The sequence below is a fragment of the Heliomicrobium modesticaldum Ice1 genome (genome assembly GCF_000019165.1).
GTDB lineage: Bacteria > Bacillota > Desulfitobacteriia > Heliobacteriales > Heliobacteriaceae > Heliomicrobium > Heliomicrobium modesticaldum.
The window spans coordinates 2,106,136-2,125,427 of the sequence record NC_010337.2 but is presented as its reverse complement, the minus strand read 5'-3'; the positions used below and the strand labels follow the sequence as shown (position 1 = coordinate 2,125,427).

The window sequence follows — 19,292 nt, the reverse complement described above, 5'->3', positions numbered from 1 at the left end:
GACAATGCCTCCCCCTCCAATTGCCGCCAAGGGGCCGCCATGCTATGATGGGGGCGAACGTGATAAGGAGGGCATACCCCGATGGCACTCGACGGACTCACCTTGACCACCATCATCGATGAGCTGAGACCGGCGCTCGTGGGCGGTCGGATCGACCGCATCGTCCAGCCCCTGCCGGAAGAGATACACCTGATCGGCCGCACCGGCCACACCAACTGGCGCCTCTTGCTCTCGGCCCACCCCGTGACCGGACGCATCCACCTGACGAAAAAAAACAAGCCCAACCCGACCCAACCGCCTCTCTACTGCATGGTCCTGCGCAAACACCTAGAGGGCGGGCGCCTCCGCGCCGTCGAGCAATCGCCCTGGGAACGGATCGTCCGCCTACGCTTCGATGCCAGCGACGAACTGGGCGGCCGGTCGGAAAAGAGCCTGATTCTGGAGATCATGGGCAAACACTCGAACCTGATCCTCGTCGACGACGCCACAGAGACGATCATCGACGGCATCCGCCGTTACAGCCACGCTGTCAGCCGTCACCGGGAGGTCCTCCCCGGCCGGACCTACATCGCCCCACCCGTTCCGGATAAAAAAGCCCCGTCGGCGGTGACCGACGAGACCCTGGCGGAACTTATATGGAAGCACGACGAAAATACGCCCCTAGAAAAAGCGCTGCAGCAAAACCTGATGGGCATCAGCCCGGAAACGGCGCGCGAGATCTGCCACCGCGCCGGCTTGGGCCGCGACAACCTCGCCGGCGAATGCGGCCGCTACGAATTCAGCCGCCTCGCCCTGGCCTTGCGGGAACTGATATCCCTGGTGGAGCGCAAAGAGCCGACGCCGGAGATCGTCTGGCAAACGAACACAGACGCCCCGAAGACCTTCGCCCCCTGGCCGCTGACCCACCTGGATCCGACCCTGCGGCGGGAAAAGCTGGACAGCGTCAACGAGGCCGCCGACCGCTTCTACCACAGCAAGGACGAACTGGAAAAACTGGCGGCCAAGCGGGCCGCCCTGGTCAAGCGCATCGCCGCCGAATGGGAGCGGGCGCAGCGGCGCAAGACGAGCCAGGAAAAAGACATCGCTACGGCGGAAAAAGACCTCATCTGCCGCACCTGGGGCGACCTGCTGCTGGCTAACCTCTACCGCGTCCAGCCGGGCGACGGCGCGATCACCGTGGCCGATCTGACCGACCCCGAAAAGACCCATGTGATCGAACTGGACCCCTCCCTCTCACCCTCGGAAAACGTGCAGGCCTTCTACAGCCGCTATAACAAAGCCCGCCAAACGGTGCTGCTGGCGACGGAGCAAAAAGAAAACACCGCTCAGGAAGTGGCCTACCTGGATACGGTGCTGATCGCCTTAGAACAAGCCGAGACGCCAGGGGACCTGGAGGAGATCCGCCAGGAATTGGTGACGAGCGGCTATTTGCCGGATGAGGGCGGCAAGGGAAAGGCTGGAAAAGGCGGTGGCGCTGGCGGGAAATCTGGTGGTGAGAAGGGCGCTGGTGCTGGCGGTAAGGCTGGAAAAGCAGGGGCCAAGGGTGGCAAGGGTGGAAAAGGCGCCGGCGGTAAAGGCAACAAAGGTGACAGGGGCGGCGCTTCTGACTTGCCGAAACCGCTGACAGTTTCGACCGATGATGGCTGGACGATCTGGATCGGCCGCAACAACCGCCAGAACGACTACCTGACGATGAAGATGGCCCGCGACAAAGACATCTGGCTGCACACGAAGGACATCCCCGGCTCCCACGTGGTCATCCCCATCCGCGACCAGCGCCCCCTGCCCGACGCGGTGCTGGAACTGGCGGCCTCTTACGCCGCCCACTTCAGCCGCGCCCGCGAGGCGGACAAGGTGCCGGTAGACTACACGGAACGACGGTACGTGCGCAAGCCCTCGGGGGCGAAGCCGGGGTTTGTGATTTATGATCATCAGCAGACGGTCTGGGTGAGGCCGAGAGAAGTATAGTTCCAGCGTCAGTTCATCACCTAAGCTCTCAATATTGCCTGCCAGGCAGTAGCAATCCTTTTATGCAGATCCAGTTTGTGCGAGATTTCTGAATGGATATCCCGAAGGATATCCGTCATCCGCCGTTCCAACTGCTCCCGGACAATGGCGTCTGCATGGTGATAGCTGACGAGAGAGAGCGCCAGCATAGCCACAATGGTAATGGGAAGGAAGGCGGCCAGCAGCCGCGTTCCTCTCCGGACGACTTGTCTCAAATCTCTCATCATACCTTGAACATTCGGACCGACTGGTCCAATTCTGCCGCCATGCCAGCCAGTTGATTGGCGGCAAAGGTCACCGTTTCGGCCGTGGCGGCCTGCTCCTCCGTGGCTGCAGCCACGTCTTCCAGGCTTTTAGCCGACTCACGGGCGATCTTGGTCACCTGGTCCATCGAATCCACCATGGTGACGGCGCCTTCATGGATCTCGCCGACGACGGCAGCGGCGTCCTTCACTTGCTGTGACAACAGATGCACGGCATCGACGATCTCGTGGAAAGCGCCGCCGGCTTTATTCACCATGACGATGCCTTCCTGCACCGCAGTCATTCCATCTTGCATCGACTCAACCGCATTAGCCGTTTCCCCTTGGATCTCACCGACCAGTTGACGGATCCGTCCTGCCGCTTGTCCCGATTGCTCCGCCAATTTGCGCACCTCACCGGCAACGACAGCAAAGCCCCGGCCGTTTTCCCCCGCCCTGGCGGCTTCGATAGCGGCGTTTAGGGCCAACAGGTTGGTCTGTTCGGCAATGCTGGTGATCAGGGAAACGATTTGGCCGATTTCGTCTGATTTATCGCCAAGGGCGTTGACCACGCCGGCCATGCTGTTTACCTTTTCGTCAATCCGATTGATCTGCTGGACCGCCGCTTTCACGGCCTCATTGCCGCCAGCGGCCTGATTCAGCGTTTTTTCCGCAGCGCCGGCTACAGCGGCCATGGTGCTGCTGACCGTCCCGATTTGTGCCGAGATTTCGGCGACCGTCTGGTTGTTGGCGTTGATGTTGGCCGCCTGTTGATCGATGCCGCTCGATACCTGCTGAATAGACGCGCTGATCGTCTCCGCCGCTTTTCCGCTCTGCTCCGCTCCGCTGCGGAGGCTCTCCGCCGAAGTGTGCACATCTTTGGCGCTCAGGCTGATCTTATGAACGATCCTTCGCACCGCTTCGGCCATCGTATTGATGTTATCGGCCAGCTCACCGATCTCATCGCGAGATGTCACTGTTACGGTTCCCGTGAAATCACCAGCTGCCATCTGCTCGGATAGCTGATGGATTTTTTTGATGTTGCCGGTGAGCGAGCGGCTGTAGAAATAGACGACAAGAGCGACAAACAGGATGGAGGCTGCGGCGATGAGTACGATTTTGCTCATCAAGGCATTCAACGACGCCGCCAATTCTTCTTCGGGGATGACGAGGCCTACGGTCCAACCGACTTCGGGAACAACATCGTAATACACCCGGTAGGCAGCACCGCCGTCTCGAAAGACGCCGCTGCCCTGTTTCTGAGACTCCATCTCTTTGTACAAGGCGACGAGGCTGCTGTTTTCTTCCTCCGCCATCTTCACTTTCATATTTTTCTTCTCATCGTTGGTGGAGAGGTATGTGCCCTGCTTGTCCAGCAAGAAGGCCCAGCCCTGGTCACCGACCTTGGTTTCTCTCATCAGTTTTTGCAAACTGGTCAAATCGATGTCAGCTGTCGCGACACCCATGAACCGCTTCTGCTCGTCGTAAAAAGGGGCTGTCGTCGTCACCATGACCACGCCGGTCACGGTATCGGCGAAGGGATCGCTCCAGACGTATCTCGCTTTGGTGTTGGCGCCATTTTTATACCAATCATACTGGAAGTAATCATATGTATCATTGCTGTAATCCCAGGTGGGAACAATCTTGTCCTTATCCCGATAGGCATAGGGACCAAAATACTTCAGATCCGGCTTGTACCGGTTCGGCTCAAAGAAAACGCCTACGCCAAAGGTTTCCTCGTTGGCCGTCACCGTGTTGATCAGTTGTTGTTCAAACAAGTCTTTGCTGAGTGTCTCACCGTACGCTTCCATATTGCGCGCCACGACGTCAGCAAGTTTCGCATGGGCCGTCAAGCGGGCGCTGATATCACGAATAACGTAGTTACGCTGTTGGCTCATTTCATCATCAACATCTTGATAGATGATCTGTTTGGCATAATAAAAACTGACCGACGATAAAGCCACCAAGGCAAGGATGGTCAACGGCAGGATCGATAGCATTGTTTTGGCCGCAATACTGTTGAATGAGAAAACGCTTTTTTGTGACATGACATGCCCTCCCCCATACGCTATCGAGCTATCAGGTGGAGAAAATCAACCAGAAAACTCGACCCACTATAGTTCTGTTTCGACATTTTTCGATTTTCTTCGCTTACTCTCATTATATCAAGGATTGAGTAAATTACAGTTATTTTTTAGTTAATCTGGTTACCTGCCATTTATCACATGACCGTAACAAATCTGTAAATCTTAGGAAACCTTCTTATGAGGAGATAATACGGCGACAATTCGATCGAAGGGATGCCTTATCCTGCGCAATCGCGCAGATGGCTGCAACTTTGCAGTGGATATGCCGGTGAGAGCGCCTCCACCATAACGATGAAGAAGCCGCCTCCTGCGCATGATATTCGCATGAGACGGCTTTGCTGCTTCCTTCGCTGTATTCCCACATTTTTATTCCTGTGAATTGCCGATTTTGGCGGTAACCGGTTTTTCCGTTGATCTAAGCAGGACCTTACAGTCTGTCGTGGGTATTTCCACAACAGATGCACTTTTTCTGAAACGCTTATACCACAAAACGCTGCACTTCCACCTCCAGTTCCTCGGCCAATCGGGCAAGGACCTGGCTCGCCGAAGCGATCTCTTCCATCGAGGCGCTCTGCTCTTGTGCCGCCGCTGATACGTTTTGCGATTCGGCAGCGATCTTTTGACTTAGCCCATACAACGATTCAAAGAGGTGGCTCACCTGTTGACTGCCTTCGCCCACCTCGACAATCGTCGCGGAGGTAGTTTGCAGCGCCCGATGAACCTCTTCCACGATCTGTCCAATCGCTTGAAAACGCTGGCCCGCTGTCTGCACCGTCGCCGCGCCTTGCCTAACCGTGTTGACACTGCTTTCCGTCGCAGCGACAGCCTGTTCCATGCTCGACTGATTTTGCTGAATGAGATCGGCGATCTGCAACGTTGCCTGCTGTGACTGTTCGGCCAATTTGCGCACCTCATCAGCCACAACAGCAAAACCGCGCCCCTGTTCACCGGCACGAGCCGCTTCGATGGCTGCATTCAAGGCCAGCAGGTTCGTCTGGTTCGCAATGCCAGCGATGAGCTCAACGATATGGCCGATCTGTTGCGAGCTCTTGGCCAATTGATCCATGCTCTCAGAGACCTTGTGGCTTTCCGCAGCAATTGTCTCCATCGTCCCTTCGATTCGCTGCATATCGGTCTTGCCCGCCTCCGTCGCTTTCACCGCTTCCATCGCTCGGGCGGTGATGGCCTTTCGCGTCCTCCACCACCTGATGGACCTGCTCGACTTGATGAGCGATTTTTTCAAGGGCCCCCGTAAAGATCTTGTCCTGATCGTCGGCAGCAACAGCCACTTGACTGATCGACTGAGCCACCTGTCCAGCCGCATCAGCCGATTCGTGGGCGTTGGCCGTCATCTCTTCGCTGGCGGCAGCCAATTGCGCCGCATTGCCGGCCACCTGCTGGATCAACCGACGCAGGTTCTCTTGCATCGAATTGAAGGCGCCTGCCAGTTGCCCGAATTCATCTTTCGCGTCATGTTCAAGGCGGCGCGTCAAGTCGCCCTCACCGGCCTGCCGGGCTGCACCTGCCATCTGCTCAAGCGGCGACAGTTGTTTTCCGATCTGCCACCATAGGAACGCCGTAAAACCAATAAGGATGGCACCGGTGATCATCGCCGCCCATACAGCAGCCGATATAAAGCCTTGCAGCATCTCCGCTTTCGGCACCACAACAGCCAGGTACCACGGTGTTCCCTCGATCGGCCGCACGGTACCGAGACTTACTTCGCCATAGAGATTGGTAAATTCAAAGACATGGAGGTTTCCTGATTTTGCAGCTTCCCACACGGCCGGCGGTGTATGTTTTCCCGACAAAACCATTTCATCATCTTTATGGGCGATGAGCTTCCCTTCTGCATCGAAGATGGTCGCAAAGCCTGTTTTTCCAACAGTCACTTCCGAAATCCGCCCTTGCAACACAGAGAATCGCACGGCCTGCCCGAAAAGGCCGACGATCTGACCAGCCTCATCCCTCATCGGGTGGGCAATCACAAAGATGGGGTTGCCCGTGTTGCGGCTTTTGACAACACTCGACATCTGTAGCTTTCCTGTCGCCATGACACCCTTGAAGTAGGCGCGATCGGAAAAATCTGTGCCGAGGAGGGACGGAGATGGCGGATAGATAGCGGTCATCGTTCCTTGACGATCTAAAATAAATAGGTTCTCATAAAGATCGTCGGCCTGTTGGAACATCAAGGCCAACTCTTCTTCTACCGCTTGCCGATCAGGGCTGCGGAGTTCCGGAAAAGAAGCTTCTGTGACCCCTGCACGCTTTATCTCGCGGATATCGGTCGCAAACTCCTGCTTCAACGAATCGGCCATCATCTCCACGGCACTTTGGGTATCGTCCATCTCATCTTGGAAAAACACAAAAAAGATGCTCGCGGCAACGGCTAAGGCTGTGAAAAGTACGGCCAACCCATTCATCAAGCTGAACTTTCCTTTGACTGTCATCGGTACACACCTTTCCCGTTTATCATCGTCATAAAAATTAAAAAGACGCCTTTTCAGCTTCGCTGCGCTGCCGATATCATTGATCTCTTTCCATTATAAAGGCTTTCTTCAAAAAACGCAAAAAAGCCTTTGAGACCCCTTCCCGCTCAAAGGCTTTTTCCCTCTATCCTCTTCAATCGATGACAAACAGCTGATTCAGCTTCGTAATCGTCAAGACCTCCCGGACAAACTCCTGCGGTTTTTGTAATCGCACATTACCGCCATAGCCATGTGTGCGCTTTAATACAGCCACCAGCGAACCAAGGGCAAGGCTATCGATCAAATCTACCCCGCTCATGTCGATCGTGACAAAATGCCTCCCTTCATCGATAAGTTTCAAAATATCATCTTTGAGTTTATTAGCCGTTGAAAATGTAAAACTCCCTTCTAGGCGGACCCTTACCTGCTGTCCCTCATGCTCAATATAGTGCACCGTACTACCCTCCTACACCTTGTTGTCTCTATTTTACCACTAGCTCCTGTCGAAATTGGACGAATTCGGTCTCCTATTTCCTTGTTTTTCTAGACAGGTGAGCGTCGAAATCCGAACAGACGCTCCCTCCACCTTTGTTCCCGCCAATCTGAATACGCTACCCCGCCGAGGCTGCTTGAAGCATGAAGAAAAACGCCCTTACCTGCTACCAAGCCGACATGATCCACCAGCGGCGGGCGACGAGAGAAGAAAATAAGATCACCTGGACGAGCGTTCGCTTCATCAACTGCCTCCAGCAGAGCCCACTGGTCCTTGGCGTCTCTGGGTAGCATAATCCCTAACGTCCAAAAAGCGATAAAAACAAGGCCGGAACAGTCAATGCCCGGCCAGCCCATACCGCCCCAGAGGTAGGGTCGACCGAGAAACTTGGCGGCCAACAGAAGGGCCTCTTCACCTGTCTGAACATCACTGGGCCAAGCTCTGATCGCTTCTTCGGGAATCCAACATGGAGTGCCCTGGGGCATCTGAAGCGCTACGAATCCTTCTTTTCGATCAAGCAGAGGAAAGCGGGCGCCCATGGGCAGCCAACCCCTATCCTGAAGAAAGCCGCCTCTCTCGATTTCGATAAACGGTTGCGCAATAACAGCCAGCGGCAGAACCTTATTTGTTGCGAACAAAACCGGAACCAGATCGTCTTCTCGCACCCAACCTTCATACCCGCCTTGATCCGGAAGGCGGATCTTTCGCCAGCCTGGTTCCGCAATTTCTAAGCTATCTGCAAACTCCACGAGACTACCCAACCAGCCTTGGGTCACCCTCTCCCGCCCTTCGCGACAGTCGCTCCACACATGGGCAAGCGAACGGCCTATTCCTTTCGCGCGTCTTTGCCCTTGTGTCGGTGCCACAGTCATCATGATGCCTCCCTTCCTGCAACAAAGAGCATGCTTTCATCATGCATAGCCACCTTATGCAGAGGTTCTTTCTCCCATGCTAACGGCCCTGACCTGCAAAAAAAAAAGCCCCTCGCCGAATTGCCTTTCGACGAAAGACCTCTTTCTCCGATGTTGATTTTGCGCCCTAACGCCTACCGCGACGGCGCCGGCAGCATTTCCATCAACCAATGGAAAAAGTCGCTCACGCGCAGGTTAGGCAGGTCGTGATCGGTGCCGGCCAGCACGGCGGGAACGATGGAATCGCTCTCATGGAGCGATCCGTGACTGCCGCCCCCAGGGTAGATGGGCGAGTCATCGGCGTAAAACTCAAAGCCGGGCCGGGCAGAGAGGAGCACCCGAGGTGTCACCTGGCTCTCCAAGGCCGAAGCGATGCGGGAGAAAGCGTCCGGATATTCGCCAAAGTGGAGGAGGCCGTCGCGGACCTCGCCGTCTACGACGGAGAGGTCGCCGTTGAAGTTCCAGTCTACACCGAAGGTGTCTTTATAGGTCTTTTCGCGCCAGAAGGTAAGCGATTTGCGCGAACCGCCCTGAATGACGCGGATGCGTTCCCCCTCCCGCCACATGATCTGGGCGATGCGCTCATCGCCGGACAGGGTGTCGACGACAGCCGGCAGCACCGACTCCTGGTTGCGCAGGACATAGACGATGGCCATCCGCTCGTTGGGACAGATGGTGATATCATAGCGCCGCGCAGCGCCCCAGGAGAGCATCTCCATCCGTCGAAAACGAGAGAGCATCCTGTCGAGCAGCACCGTCGTGTGACTGGGGCCGACCGGGCACTGGGAATGGTCGCCGGCGACGAGAAAGGCGTTCTCCTCCAGGGCATGTTCCCAGGAGGGGAAGGCGTTGAGCACCGTCTGGATCATCCGATCAGCCTTGCGGACACAGGGATGGGCGTTGAGGGGGCCCACCCGGTGGGAGTAACCGTCATTGTCGGGCAGGTAGACCATCATGAAGTCAGGCTGTTTACCCCGGCGGATCAACTCCGACGCAGCCAGGCACGAGTAGCGGTCATTGAAGCCAAACTTGTTGAAGGGACCGGCAGGACCGCGAAAGCCTTGCAGGCTCGGTGAGAGACAGCACTCACCGAGGACCAGGTTCTCAGGGCCGAAGACGGGACCGCGCAGGCGCAGCCAGGCGGCCAGGCGGATCAGCAGCGGCAGGTGCGGCTCCCTTTTTTTACGTCCCCGGTAGATGAAGAAGTTGATGTTGCCAGACGTGTACCCCCGGTCTTCCAGGATCTCGTGGAAGGTCTCGATGCGGGGGTTGATATGTTCCTGGTTGAGGTTGTAGAGCAGGTTTTTGACGGTCTGAAAGACGCCCAATTTGAGGATGGCTCCCGGCGTGGCGCCGTAGTTGACGAGCCGCTGGCTCATCTCGGAAAACCAAATGAACCCGGGTACCTTGTGCTTGTCCGCATAGGCCCCGGTGGCGATTGAACTCAAGGCAGTAGGGGTCATGGTGGGAAAAGCCGAGACGACCCGCGAGTGGCTGATGCCCTTTTTGCGCAAAAAGGCGAGGACAGGCGCGGAACCGTCCTGAGTCACGTCATCGAATACCTTCGGATGCAAGGAATCGATGATGAACATGATCACTTTCTTCCGGCGCACTGCTCCCCCACCTCCTGCTGCATTGAAAGGGACAAAAGAGATTGATTATCGGTGAGACACACAGCTATATGATATCCGAAAAGAATGCTGTCGTAAATGGGAAGCTGATTTGTCGAAAGAATCTAGGCTTGTGACGGTGGCTCGAATGGCAAAGCATCAGGCTGCCTTGCAGGAAAGTCACCCGGTCAGATGGGAATGAGCAGCGCCGATCAGTTCATTGACGTCTCGCACGCCTTCACGACAGCAGTATTCCTCGATCCCTTCAAGGATGTCCATGGTGGCCCGGGGGTTGGTGAAGTTGGCCGTCCCCACGGCGATGGCCGTTGCGCCGGCCAGCATAAAGGCGATGGCGTCCTGGCTGTTCATGATACCGCCCATTCCCAGGATGGGAACATGGACGGCTCTGTACACCTGGTAGATCATGCGCAACGCCACCGGTTTAATGGCAGGACCGGAGAGGCCGCCGAAGATGTTAGCCAGCACAGGTCGGCGGGTGCAGATGTCGATGTCCATGCCCAGCAGCGTGTTGATCAGGGCCAGGGCATCAGCGCCGGCGTCGACGACAGCCCGGGCCATCTCGGTGATGTCGGTCACATTAGGCGATAACTTGACGATGACCGGTTTTTGCGTGTTCTCCCGGACGGCCCGGGTCACCGCCGCCGCTGAAGCCGGCAGGGTGCCGAACTGGATGCCCCCCTCTTTGACGTTGGGGCAGGAGATGTTGACCTCCAGGGCGGCTACACCGTCCGCCTCGTCCAGGATGGACGCCAACCGGCCGTAGTCCTCCACGCTGTTGCCGCTGACGTTGACGATCACCGGTGTGTCGATCTGCCGCAGCGGCGGCAGATAGTCGCGAATGAAAGCCTCTACCCCAGGGTTTTGCAGGCCAATAGCGTTGAGCATGCCTGCCGGCGTCTCGGCCATGCGCGGCGTCGGGTTTCCCTCCCGCGGCTCCAAGGTCGTCCCTTTGACAACGATCGCCCCGAGGCGGCTGAGGTCGATAAAGGGTGCGAATTCGAGGCCGAAGCCGAAGGTGCCCGATGCGGTGGTGACGGGGTTTTTCATGGTCAATCCGCCCAGGTTGACCTGCAAGTTCAGGCTACCCATTCCAGACCACCTCCCTGCTCCAGAAGACCGGTCCATCGGTGCAGACCTTGGCATGGGTCCAACCTTTGCCGCCGTCCTTTCCGTCGTCCGCCTTTTTCTTGCAGACACAGGAGAGGCAGGCGCCGAGGCCGCAGCACATGCGCTCCTCCAAAGAGACCTGGCAGGGCCAGCCCCGTTCGTCAGCCAGTTGAGCCACCGCCTTCAGCATGGGCTTGGGACCGCACGCGTAGAGAAGCGGCAGCTTGTCGCCGGTATGGAGGCCTTTGAGCAGTTCCGTCACCCGGCCGGTCACGCCCGCTGAGCCGTCTTCCGTGGCGATGCGCACATCGACGCCCATGGCGGCGAACTCGTCGGCGGTGACGGTCTGGTCGGCAGAACGGGCGCCGTAGAGCAGGATCGCTTCCGCCCCCAAGTCGCGCCAGGCCTTGGCCAGCGGCGGCAGCGGCGCGACGCCGATGCCGCCGGCGACGAAGAGGGGCAAGATTTTACCTGCATCACCAGGAGCGTCAGTCTGAATATCTTCAGGGCCGCCGACAAGATCTTCGGAACCCCTGATTCGGTTGTCGACATCGCGAAGAGAGGAAGTTTTGGTAAGATGATCGGGCATGACCCACCCTCTCCCGAGGGGTCCCCAGACCTTTAGCGACGCTCCGGCGGCGAGACGAGACAGCTTGCCCGTCCCCTGTCCGGCCACATGGTAGAGCAGCGAGAGGGTCCCCTGCTCCCCGTCGAAACCGTGGATGCTGATCGGACGAGGCAGCAGCGGGTCGATGCCGTCACTGACGCGAACCTGAACAAACTGGCCGGGCTGGCAGCGCCGGGCCAGTTCCGGCGCGGAGAGAACAAGGCGGAAAAAGCCCGGCTTCAGTAGTTCTTGAGATAAGATGGCGGCGTCGGCCAGCACGGCAGAACTGTTGGTAGAGGAAATTCTTTTCGCTGACCCCTTCGTTTCAGCAGATCTGTTCAGTTCAGAGGGGGCCTTAGACTCAGACAGCACGTTGCTTTCAGCAGGCACCTTCGTCACTCCCTCCGCCCTTAGGCGAGATACTCTTGCAGCGGCACCATGTCAAAGTCGCCGCCGCCGTGAATGGTGCGCAGGGTCTGGAGGATGACCCGGGCCGTGTCGAGAGAGGTCAGGCAGGGGATGGAGTGCTCCACCGCCGCCCGGCGGATGCGGAAGCCGTCGCGCTCCGGCTGTTTGCCCTTGGTGAGGGTGTTGATGATCAGCTGCACCTTATCCTCCCGGACGAGGTCGATCAGGTGGGGCGAGCCCTCACCGATCTTGTTGACCTGCTGGACGCTGACGCCGGCCGCCTGCAAGGCGTCGGCCGTGCCGGACGTGGCGACCAGGTTGTAGCCCAGGTTGGAGAACTCCTTTAGAAGAGGGATGGCCTCTTCCTTGTCCTTGTCGGCGATGGTGGCCAGGATGGTCCCTTTCGTCGGGATGTCCATCCCCGCCGCCACGAGGGCCTTGTAGAAGGCTTTATGGAAGTCGGCATCGACGCCCATGACCTCGCCCGTCGATTTCATCTCCGGGCCGAGGGAGGTCTCCACGTCGAGGAGCTTGCCGAAGGAGAAGACAGGCGCCTTGACAGCCGTGTAGGCCGGGGCCGGGGCGAGTCCGCCTTGATAGCCCTGATCGGCCAGCGACTCGCCGAGGATGATGCGGGTGGCGATCTTGATGATGGGGATGCCTGTCACCTTGGAGAGGTAGGGCACGGTGCGGCTGGAGCGTGGGTTGACCTCGATGACGTAGATCTGCCCCTCGTGCATGACATACTGAATGTTGACGACGCCGCGGATGTTGAGGTGCAGGGCCAGGCGGGTCGTGTAGTCGATGATCCTGTCCGTCTGTTCTTTCGTCAAGCCCTGGGCCGGGAAGACGGCTGTCGAGTCGCCCGAGTGGACGCCGGCGCGCTCCACATGCTCCATGATGCCCGGGATGAGCACCTGCTCGCCGTCGGCGATGGCGTCGACCTCGATCTCGGTGCCGATGAGGTACTTGTCGACGAGAACCGGGTGTTCGGGGTTGACCTTGACGGCGTTGGCCATGTACGATTCCAAATCTTCGTCGTTGTAGACGATCTCCATGGCCCGGCCGCCGAGGACATAAGAGGGGCGGACGAGAACAGGGTAGCCGATCTCGCGGGCTACTTCGAGAGCGCCCTCGACAGAGGTAGCTGTACGGCCGGGCGGCTTGGTGATGCCTAGTTCGGTCAACACCTGATCGAAACGGTCCCGGTCCTCGGCCCGGTCGATGTCGTCGACCGAGGTGCCCAAGATGTTAAATCCGGCCTTTTGCAGGGGACCGGCCAGGTTGATGGCTGTCTGACCGCCGAACTGAACGATGACGCCCTGGGGCTTTTCCTTCGCCAGCACGTGGACCACGTCTTCCGACAGGAGCGGTTCAAAGTAGAGCCGATCGGCTGTGTCGAAGTCGGTGGAGACCGTCTCGGGGTTGTTGTTGATGATCACCGACTCGTAATCGGCATCGCGGATCGCCCAAACAGAGTGGACAGAGCAGTAGTCGAACTCGATGCCCTGGCCGATGCGGATCGGGCCGGAGCCGATGACGGCGATCTTGCGCCGCGGCGTTGGCACCGCCTCGTCTTCCTGATCATAGGTGGAATAGAAGTAGGGCGTTTCAGCCTCAAACTCGGCGGCGCAGGTGTCGACCATTTTATAGACAGGCCTGATGCCGGTGTCGAAGCGGTAAGCGCGCAGGTCCATCTCGGCGATGCCGGTGATGCGGGAGAGGTCGGCGTCGGCGAAGCCCATCCGTTTCGCCTTTTTCAGCAGATCGGCGGGGAGCTTGTTAAGGCCCTGGCCGGCATAGCGGGCCAATTCCTGTTCCATACGGACGAGGTTGGCGATCTTGACGAGGAAAAACATATCGATTTTGGTGAGGTCCTGGAGCCGCTCTAGAGACCAGCCGCGGCGCATCGCCTCAGCGACGACGAAGAGCCGGCGGTCGTCGGCTTCGACGAGCCCTCTTTCCAGGCTGACATCGTTCCAATCGGCGATGTCCTTGTGCCAGAGGCCGACGACGCCCATCTCCATGGAGCGGATGGCCTTCATCAGGGCCGGTTCGAAGGCGCGGTCGATGGCCATGACCTCGCCGGTGGCCTTCATCTGGGTGCCCAGAGTGCGCTTGGCGTCGGCGAACTTGTCGAAGGGCCAGCGGGGGATCTTGAGGACACAGTAGTCGAGGGCCGGCTCGAAGCAGGCGTAGGTCTTGCCGGTGACGGCGTTTTTGATCTCGTCGAGGGTCTTGCCGATGGCGATCTTGGCGGCCACCTTGGCGATAGGGTAGCCCGTCGCCTTGGAAGCCAGCGCCGATGAGCGGCTGACGCGGGGATTGACCTCGATGACGATGTACTCAAACGACTTGGGGTTCAAGGCATACTGGACGTTGCAGCCGCCTTCGATGCCCAAAGCGCGGATGATCTTCAGCGACGCCGTCCGCAGCATCTGGTACTCCTTGTCGGAGAGTGTCTGCGAGGGGGCCACGACGATGGAGTCGCCTGTGTGAACACCGACCGGGTCGATGTTCTCCATGTTGCAGACGGTGATGCAGTTGTCGGCGCCGTCACGGATAACCTCGTACTCGATCTCCTTCCAGCCGGCGACGCTGCGCTCGACGAGGATCTGGTGGATGGCCGAGTGCTTGAGGCCCTTGATGGCGTAGGTCTTCAGGGATTCCATGTCGGTGGCGATGCCGCCGCCGGTGCCGCCTAATGTGTAGGCGGGGCGGATGATCAGCGGGAAGCCGACCTTTTCGCCGAAGGCCAGGGCGGCCTCGACCGATTCGACGATGGTCGACTCAGGCACCGGCTCACCGATCTGCTCCATCATGGCCTTGAACAGTTCCCGGTCCTCGGCCTTTTCGATGGCCGCCAGGGGCGTGCCGAGGAGCCGGACGCCCAGTTCGTCGAGGACGCCGCTCTTGGCGAGGGAGCGGGCGATGTTAAGGCCCACCTGACCGCCGAGGGTCGGCAGCAGGCCGTCGGGGCGCTCTTTGCGGAGGATGCGGGTGACGAATTCGGGGGTGAGGGGCTCAATGTAGACTCGGTCGGCGATGTTGGCGTCGGTCATGATCGTGGCCGGGTTGGAGTTGACCAGGATGACTTCCAGGCCTTCTTCTCTGAGGGCGCCACACGCCTGGGTGCCGGCGTAATCGAACTCGGCCGCCTGGCCGATGACGATGGGGCCGGAACCGATGACCATGACCCGGCGCAGTGTAGGATCCTTCGGCATGCTTAGGCCCTCCCTTCCGTTTGCTTCATGAGATCGATGAACCGGTCAAAGAGGTAGCCCGAATCGTCCGGACCGGGGCATGCCTCGGGGTGGTACTGGACGGAGAAGGCGGGCATATCGGTAAAAGCGAGGCCCTCGACAGAGCCGTCGTTCATGTTGATATGGGAGACGATCACACCGGCGGGGACGCTGTCGCCGTCGATGACAAAGCCGTGGTTTTGGCTGGTGATGTAGACGCGGCCTGTCGCCAGGTCCTTGACGGGGTGGTTGGAGCCGCGGTGGCCGAAGGGCAGCTTGTAGGCTTTCGCGCCCACGGCCAGGCCGATGATCTGATGGCCCAGGCAGATGCCAAATACCGGCTTTTTGCCGAGCAGCGCCTTGACCGCCTCGACGGCGTAGGGCACGTCCCGAGGGTCTCCCGGCCCGTTGGAGAGCATGATCCCGTCGGGATTGAGGGCGAGCACCTCAGCAGCCGTCGTCCGCGCCGGCAGGATCGTCACCTTGCAGCCGCGCAGGTGCAGCGACCGGGCGATGTTGTCCTTAGCGCCGTAGTCGAGGAGGGCCACATGGAAGCCGTCGTTCTCCATGACGCTGCGTTCCTTCACGGTCACCTCGTCGACGAGAGGCTGGCCGGAGATGTGCGGCGCCTGCTGGGCCTGCTGGACCAGGGCTACCCTGTCGACATCGCCAGTGGCGATGATGCCGCGCATCGTGCCGTGGCTGCGCAGGCGACGGGTGAGGGCGCGCGTGTCCACACCGGCGAGGCCGATGACGCCGGCTTGTTTCAGGTAGCCGTTGATGGTGTCTCGGCTGCGCCAGTTGGAAGGGATCTCCGCCCATTCGCGGACGATGAAGCCGCGCAAAAAGGGCTGGCGCGATTCAAAATCCTCTTCGTTGATGCCGTAGTTGCCGATCAGCGGATAGGTCATGACGACGATCTGCCCGCAATAGGAGGGATCGGTGAGCAATTCCTGATAACCGGTCATACCTGTATTGAATACGACCTCGCCAGGTCGCTGCCCCCTTGCGCCAAAGGCCTGCCCTTCCCAGACAGAGCCGTCTTCCAGGATGAGATAACCCTTTTCCATATAAACCTCCTGTACTGCCGCCGCGCTAGCGTAAGGCCGGTTGGCCGGCCTTAAGAAGTGTAGTCTAAGAGAGCCTCTAATCTCTCAGTCTGTATCTTGACAGGTTTAACCGATCACCTGGCGATCCCGCATGACCACGCGCCCGCCGACGATCGTCGCCACCGGCCAGGAGCGCAGTGTCTGGCCGACAAAGGGTGTGTTCTTGCCTTTCGACTGCCAGTTCTCCAGGGTAACCGTTTCGGTGTATTCGGGGTCGATGATGGTCACATCGGCCGCCACGCCCGTCGAGAGGGTGCCGCCAGGCAGGCCGAGGCGCTTGGCCGGGGCCACCGTCATGGCGGCGACGAAGGACGGCAGGGTCATCACGCCCGATTCAACCAGTTCACGCCAAAAGAGCGGCCAGGCCGTCTCCAGGCCTGAGATGCCGAAGGGGGCGTAGTTGTATTCACAGGCCTTTTCTTCGGCTGTATGGGGCGCGTGGTCTGTCGCCAAGATGGTCAGGGTGCCGTCGTTCAAGGCCGAGCGAAGGGCCTCGCGGTCCTGGTCGGTCCGCAAGGGTGGGTTGACCTTCGTCGCTGTGTTGAAGCCTTCCACGTCGGCGTCAGTGAGGGCCAGGTGATGGGGACAGACCTCGCCGGTCACGTTGACGCCGCGCCATTGGGCTTGGCGGATGAGTTCGACCGAGCGGGCCGTCGAGACATGGGCGATGTGCAGCTTAGCGCCGACGCTCTCTGCCAGGAGGATGTCGCGGGCGACCATGATCGCCTCGGACGCCGCCGGAATGCCGCGCAAGCCGAGCACCGTCGACCAGTAGCCTTCGTGCATGACGCCGTCTTTGGCCAGTTCGGGGTCTTCGCAATGGCTGATGATCACCTTGCCGACCATCTGGGCATATTGCAGCCCCAGCCGCATGATGTCGGAGCGGGGCACCGGTTTGCCGTCATCGGAGAAAGCCACGGCGCCGCAGGCGGCCATGTCAGCCATCTCGGCCAGCTCCTGTCCTTCCGAGCCCTTGGTGATGGCGCCGACGGGGTAGACGCGGACGAGGCCAGCCGCCTTGGCGCGGTTGATGACAAACTCGACGCCCGTCTGGGAATCGCAGACCGGTTTCGTGTTCGGCATGGCGCAGAGAGCGGTAAAACCGCCGCGGGCCGCCGCCCGGGTGCCGGTGGCGATGGTCTCTTTCGCCTCCAGGCCCGGCTCTCTCAGGTGGCAGTGGATATCGATCAGGCCGGGAACGACCAGTTTGCCTGCCGCTTCCATGACCTCATCCGCTTCGGTGATCGCACCGGAATAATCGTCGATGCCGGCGATGATGCCCTTTTCGATTTTAACATCAGCGATCTTGTTGATGCCGTTGGCCGGGTCGATGACCCGCCCGCCTTTAATGTACAGCGCCACTGCCGCTTCCTCCCATCATCAGGTAGAGTATGGCCATGCGCACAGCCACCCCGTTGGTCACCTGCTCCTCAATGGCCGCGAAATCGGCATCGGCCACATCGTCGGCGATCTCGACGCCCCGGTTCATCGGCCCCGGATGGAGAACGAGCACATCGCTCTTGCAGCGCTTGAGCCGCTCCTGGTTGAGGCCGAACTGGCGGGCATACTCGCGGATCGTCGGGAAGAGTCCTTTCTTCTGCCGCTCCAGTTGCAACCGCAACACGTTGACCACATCGGCGCCTTCGAGGGCCTCCTCGATGCGGGTGAAGACCTTCACCCCGGTGATCGCCAGTTCCGGCGGCAGCAGGGTCGAAGGTCCGCAAAGGCGGACCTCGGCGCCCATCGTCCGCAGTCCCCAGATGTTCGAACGGGCCACCCGCGAGTGGAGGACGTCGCCCAGGATGGTCACCGTCAAGCCTTCCAGGCGGCCTTTGCGTTCCTTGATGGTGTACAGGTCGAGCAGACCTTGGGTGGGGTGCTCATGAGCGCCGTCGCCGGCGTTGACGACGCGGGCCTTCACATGCTTGGCCAGCAGGTGGGGCGCCCCGGAAGCGGCATGTCGAATCACAATGATATCAGTGCCCATCGCATCCAAGGTCTTGCCCGTATCGATGAGCGACTCCCCTTTGACGACAGAGGAGCTGGCGGCGGCGATGTTCACCGTGTCGGCACTCATGAACTTGCCGGCCAGTTCAAAAGAGGTGCGGGTCCGCGTCGACGCCTCGTAAAAAAGACAGACGATCGACTTGCCGCGCAGTGTGGGGACCTTCTTGATGTCGCGACCGATGATGTCTTTCATCGGCGCCGCCGTATCCAGAATCAGCTCGATCTCCTGCTTCGCTAAGCCGCGCAGGCCCAGCAGGTCTTTGTGCTGCCATGCCATGGTTGTTCTGTCCCCCTTATCCGTTATCGATGGCCCTGTCAATAGCCCGGCCCTCGGCGCTGGCCTTGCCGACAGGTTGTCTGCAAAATGTCCGCAAAAAAGCCTCCCGGTGCATGCCGCGAGGCGACTGGCGAACCATCAGTCAACCATGTCCTGGATGGAAGCGCCGTCTTCTCCATCCACTTCCATGACGCGGACGGAGATCACTTCTCGTTTGGAGGTGGGCACGTTCTTGCCCACATAGTCGGCCCGGATGGGCAGTTCCCGGTGACCCCGGTCAATCAGGACGGCCAGTTGGATCACCTGGGGGCGGCCGATGTCGATGAGGGCATCCAGGGCGGCCCGCACGGTGCGGCCCGTATAGAGCACGTCGTCGACGAGGACGACCTTTTTGCCATGGAGAGAGAAAGGAACCTCCGTCTTATGAATGACAGGTTGCACATCGAGGGTCGTCAGGTCGTCGCGGTAGAGGGTGATGTCCAGCGCGCCAAGGGGCACCGTCGTCCCCTCAATCTCCTGGATCTTCTCCTGCAGCCGTTTGGCCAGCGGGACGCCGCGCCGCCGGATGCCGACAAGGGCCAGCTGTTCGATGCCCTCGTTCTTTTCCAGGATCTCATGGGCGATGCGGGTGATGGCGCGGCGGATGGCGTCGCCGTCCATCAGCAGGGCTTTGTCGAGGAGCTTCATCCTGGGGTC

General features: G+C 59.5%; 15 protein-coding genes. 1 reads left to right on the top strand and 14 read right to left on the bottom strand.

Going from position 1 to position 19,292, the window contains the following annotated elements; all coding sequences use genetic code 11:
• Positions 1-81 precede the first annotated feature (81 nt).
• Positions 82-1,968: an Rqc2 family fibronectin-binding protein gene (locus HM1_RS16250; protein WP_012283178.1), complete on the top strand. Its 1,887-nt coding sequence runs from the start codon at positions 82-84 to the stop codon at positions 1,966-1,968.
• 20 nt (positions 1,969-1,988) lie between these two features.
• On the opposite strand, the gene HM1_RS09570 is transcribed toward HM1_RS16250, so the two are convergent.
• The 14 genes from HM1_RS09570 to pyrR all read right to left on the bottom strand — a co-directional run bounded on the left by HM1_RS09570 (position 1,989) and on the right by pyrR (position 19,283).
• Positions 1,989-2,222, bottom strand: coding sequence for a hypothetical protein (locus tag HM1_RS09570; protein ID WP_148207122.1), 234 nt, complete (start codon positions 2,220-2,222; stop codon positions 1,989-1,991).
• Between the two features lie 8 nt (positions 2,223-2,230).
• Positions 2,231-4,297: a methyl-accepting chemotaxis protein gene (locus HM1_RS09565; RefSeq protein WP_012283176.1), complete on the bottom strand. Its 2,067-nt coding sequence runs from the start codon at positions 4,295-4,297 to the stop codon at positions 2,231-2,233.
• A gap of 517 nt (positions 4,298-4,814) precedes the next feature.
• The gene (locus HM1_RS09560) at positions 4,815-5,465 is read right to left on the bottom strand and encodes a methyl-accepting chemotaxis protein (RefSeq protein ID WP_187147831.1); all 651 of its coding nucleotides are present in this window, start codon (positions 5,463-5,465) and stop codon (positions 4,815-4,817) included.
• Complete coding sequence (locus tag HM1_RS09555; RefSeq protein ID WP_012283173.1) at positions 5,407-6,786, bottom strand: methyl-accepting chemotaxis protein; 1,380 nt, start codon at positions 6,784-6,786, stop codon at positions 5,407-5,409. The genes HM1_RS09560 and HM1_RS09555 overlap by 59 nt, the downstream gene beginning before the upstream one ends.
• Before the next feature lie 172 nt (positions 6,787-6,958).
• Entirely contained in the window at positions 6,959-7,258 is a 300-nt protein-coding gene (locus HM1_RS09550; RefSeq protein ID WP_012283172.1) for an STAS domain-containing protein, read from the bottom strand.
• Positions 7,259-7,347: 89 nt separating this feature from the next.
• Positions 7,348-8,073, bottom strand: coding sequence for a C40 family peptidase (locus HM1_RS14695; protein WP_187147766.1), 726 nt, complete (start codon positions 8,071-8,073; stop codon positions 7,348-7,350).
• Between the two features lie 269 nt (positions 8,074-8,342).
• Complete coding sequence (locus tag HM1_RS09540; protein WP_012283170.1) at positions 8,343-9,821, bottom strand: alkaline phosphatase family protein; 1,479 nt, start codon at positions 9,819-9,821, stop codon at positions 8,343-8,345.
• Between the two features lie 177 nt (positions 9,822-9,998).
• Entirely contained in the window at positions 9,999-10,928 is a 930-nt protein-coding gene (locus HM1_RS09535) for a dihydroorotate dehydrogenase (protein WP_012283169.1), read from the bottom strand.
• A complete protein-coding gene (locus HM1_RS09530; RefSeq protein ID WP_049754102.1) occupies positions 10,921-11,943 on the bottom strand; it encodes a dihydroorotate dehydrogenase electron transfer subunit in 1,023 nt (340 codons plus the stop codon). Before HM1_RS09530 ends, HM1_RS09535 begins: the two co-directional genes overlap by 8 nt.
• A 20-nt stretch (positions 11,944-11,963) precedes the next feature.
• Positions 11,964-15,185, bottom strand: coding sequence for a carbamoyl-phosphate synthase large subunit (gene carB, locus HM1_RS09525; RefSeq protein WP_041313678.1), 3,222 nt, complete (start codon positions 15,183-15,185; stop codon positions 11,964-11,966).
• A 2-nt stretch (positions 15,186-15,187) separates the two neighbouring features.
• Positions 15,188-16,273: a glutamine-hydrolyzing carbamoyl-phosphate synthase small subunit gene (gene carA, locus HM1_RS09520; RefSeq protein WP_012283166.1), complete on the bottom strand. Its 1,086-nt coding sequence runs from the start codon at positions 16,271-16,273 to the stop codon at positions 15,188-15,190.
• Between the two features lie 105 nt (positions 16,274-16,378).
• Complete coding sequence (locus HM1_RS09515; protein WP_012283165.1) at positions 16,379-17,674, bottom strand: dihydroorotase; 1,296 nt, start codon at positions 17,672-17,674, stop codon at positions 16,379-16,381.
• Positions 17,658-18,596 (bottom strand): aspartate carbamoyltransferase catalytic subunit, encoded by a 939-nt coding sequence (locus HM1_RS09510; RefSeq protein ID WP_012283164.1) that lies wholly within the window; start codon positions 18,594-18,596, stop codon positions 17,658-17,660. The genes HM1_RS09515 and HM1_RS09510 overlap by 17 nt, the downstream gene beginning before the upstream one ends.
• 138 nt (positions 18,597-18,734) lie before the next feature.
• Positions 18,735-19,283: a bifunctional pyr operon transcriptional regulator/uracil phosphoribosyltransferase PyrR gene (pyrR, locus tag HM1_RS09505; protein WP_012283162.1), complete on the bottom strand. Its 549-nt coding sequence runs from the start codon at positions 19,281-19,283 to the stop codon at positions 18,735-18,737.
• Positions 19,284-19,292 lie beyond the last annotated feature (9 nt).

Bases quoted from the DNA above. Each gene is read 5' to 3' on its own strand.
- carB (WP_041313678.1), bottom strand. From the start codon at position 15,185: ATGCCGAAGGATCCTACACTGCGCCGGGTCATGGTCATCGGTTCCGGC.
- HM1_RS09565 (WP_012283176.1), bottom strand. From the start codon at position 4,297: ATGTCACAAAAAAGCGTTTTCTCATTCAACAGTATTGCGGCCAAAACA.
- HM1_RS16250 (WP_012283178.1), top strand. From the start codon at position 82: ATGGCACTCGACGGACTCACCTTGACCACCATCATCGATGAGCTGAGA.
- HM1_RS09560 (WP_187147831.1), bottom strand. From the start codon at position 5,465: ATGCAGCGAATCGAAGGGACGATGGAGACAATTGCTGCGGAAAGCCAC.
- HM1_RS09535 (WP_012283169.1), bottom strand. From the start codon at position 10,928: ATGGGTAGCCTGAACTTGCAGGTCAACCTGGGCGGATTGACCATGAAA.
- HM1_RS09555 (WP_012283173.1), bottom strand. From the start codon at position 6,786: ATGACAGTCAAAGGAAAGTTCAGCTTGATGAATGGGTTGGCCGTACTT.
- carA (WP_012283166.1), bottom strand. From the start codon at position 16,273: ATGGAAAAGGGTTATCTCATCCTGGAAGACGGCTCTGTCTGGGAAGGG.
- HM1_RS09510 (WP_012283164.1), bottom strand. From the start codon at position 18,596: ATGGCATGGCAGCACAAAGACCTGCTGGGCCTGCGCGGCTTAGCGAAG.
- pyrR (WP_012283162.1), bottom strand. From the start codon at position 19,283: ATGAAGCTCCTCGACAAAGCCCTGCTGATGGACGGCGACGCCATCCGC.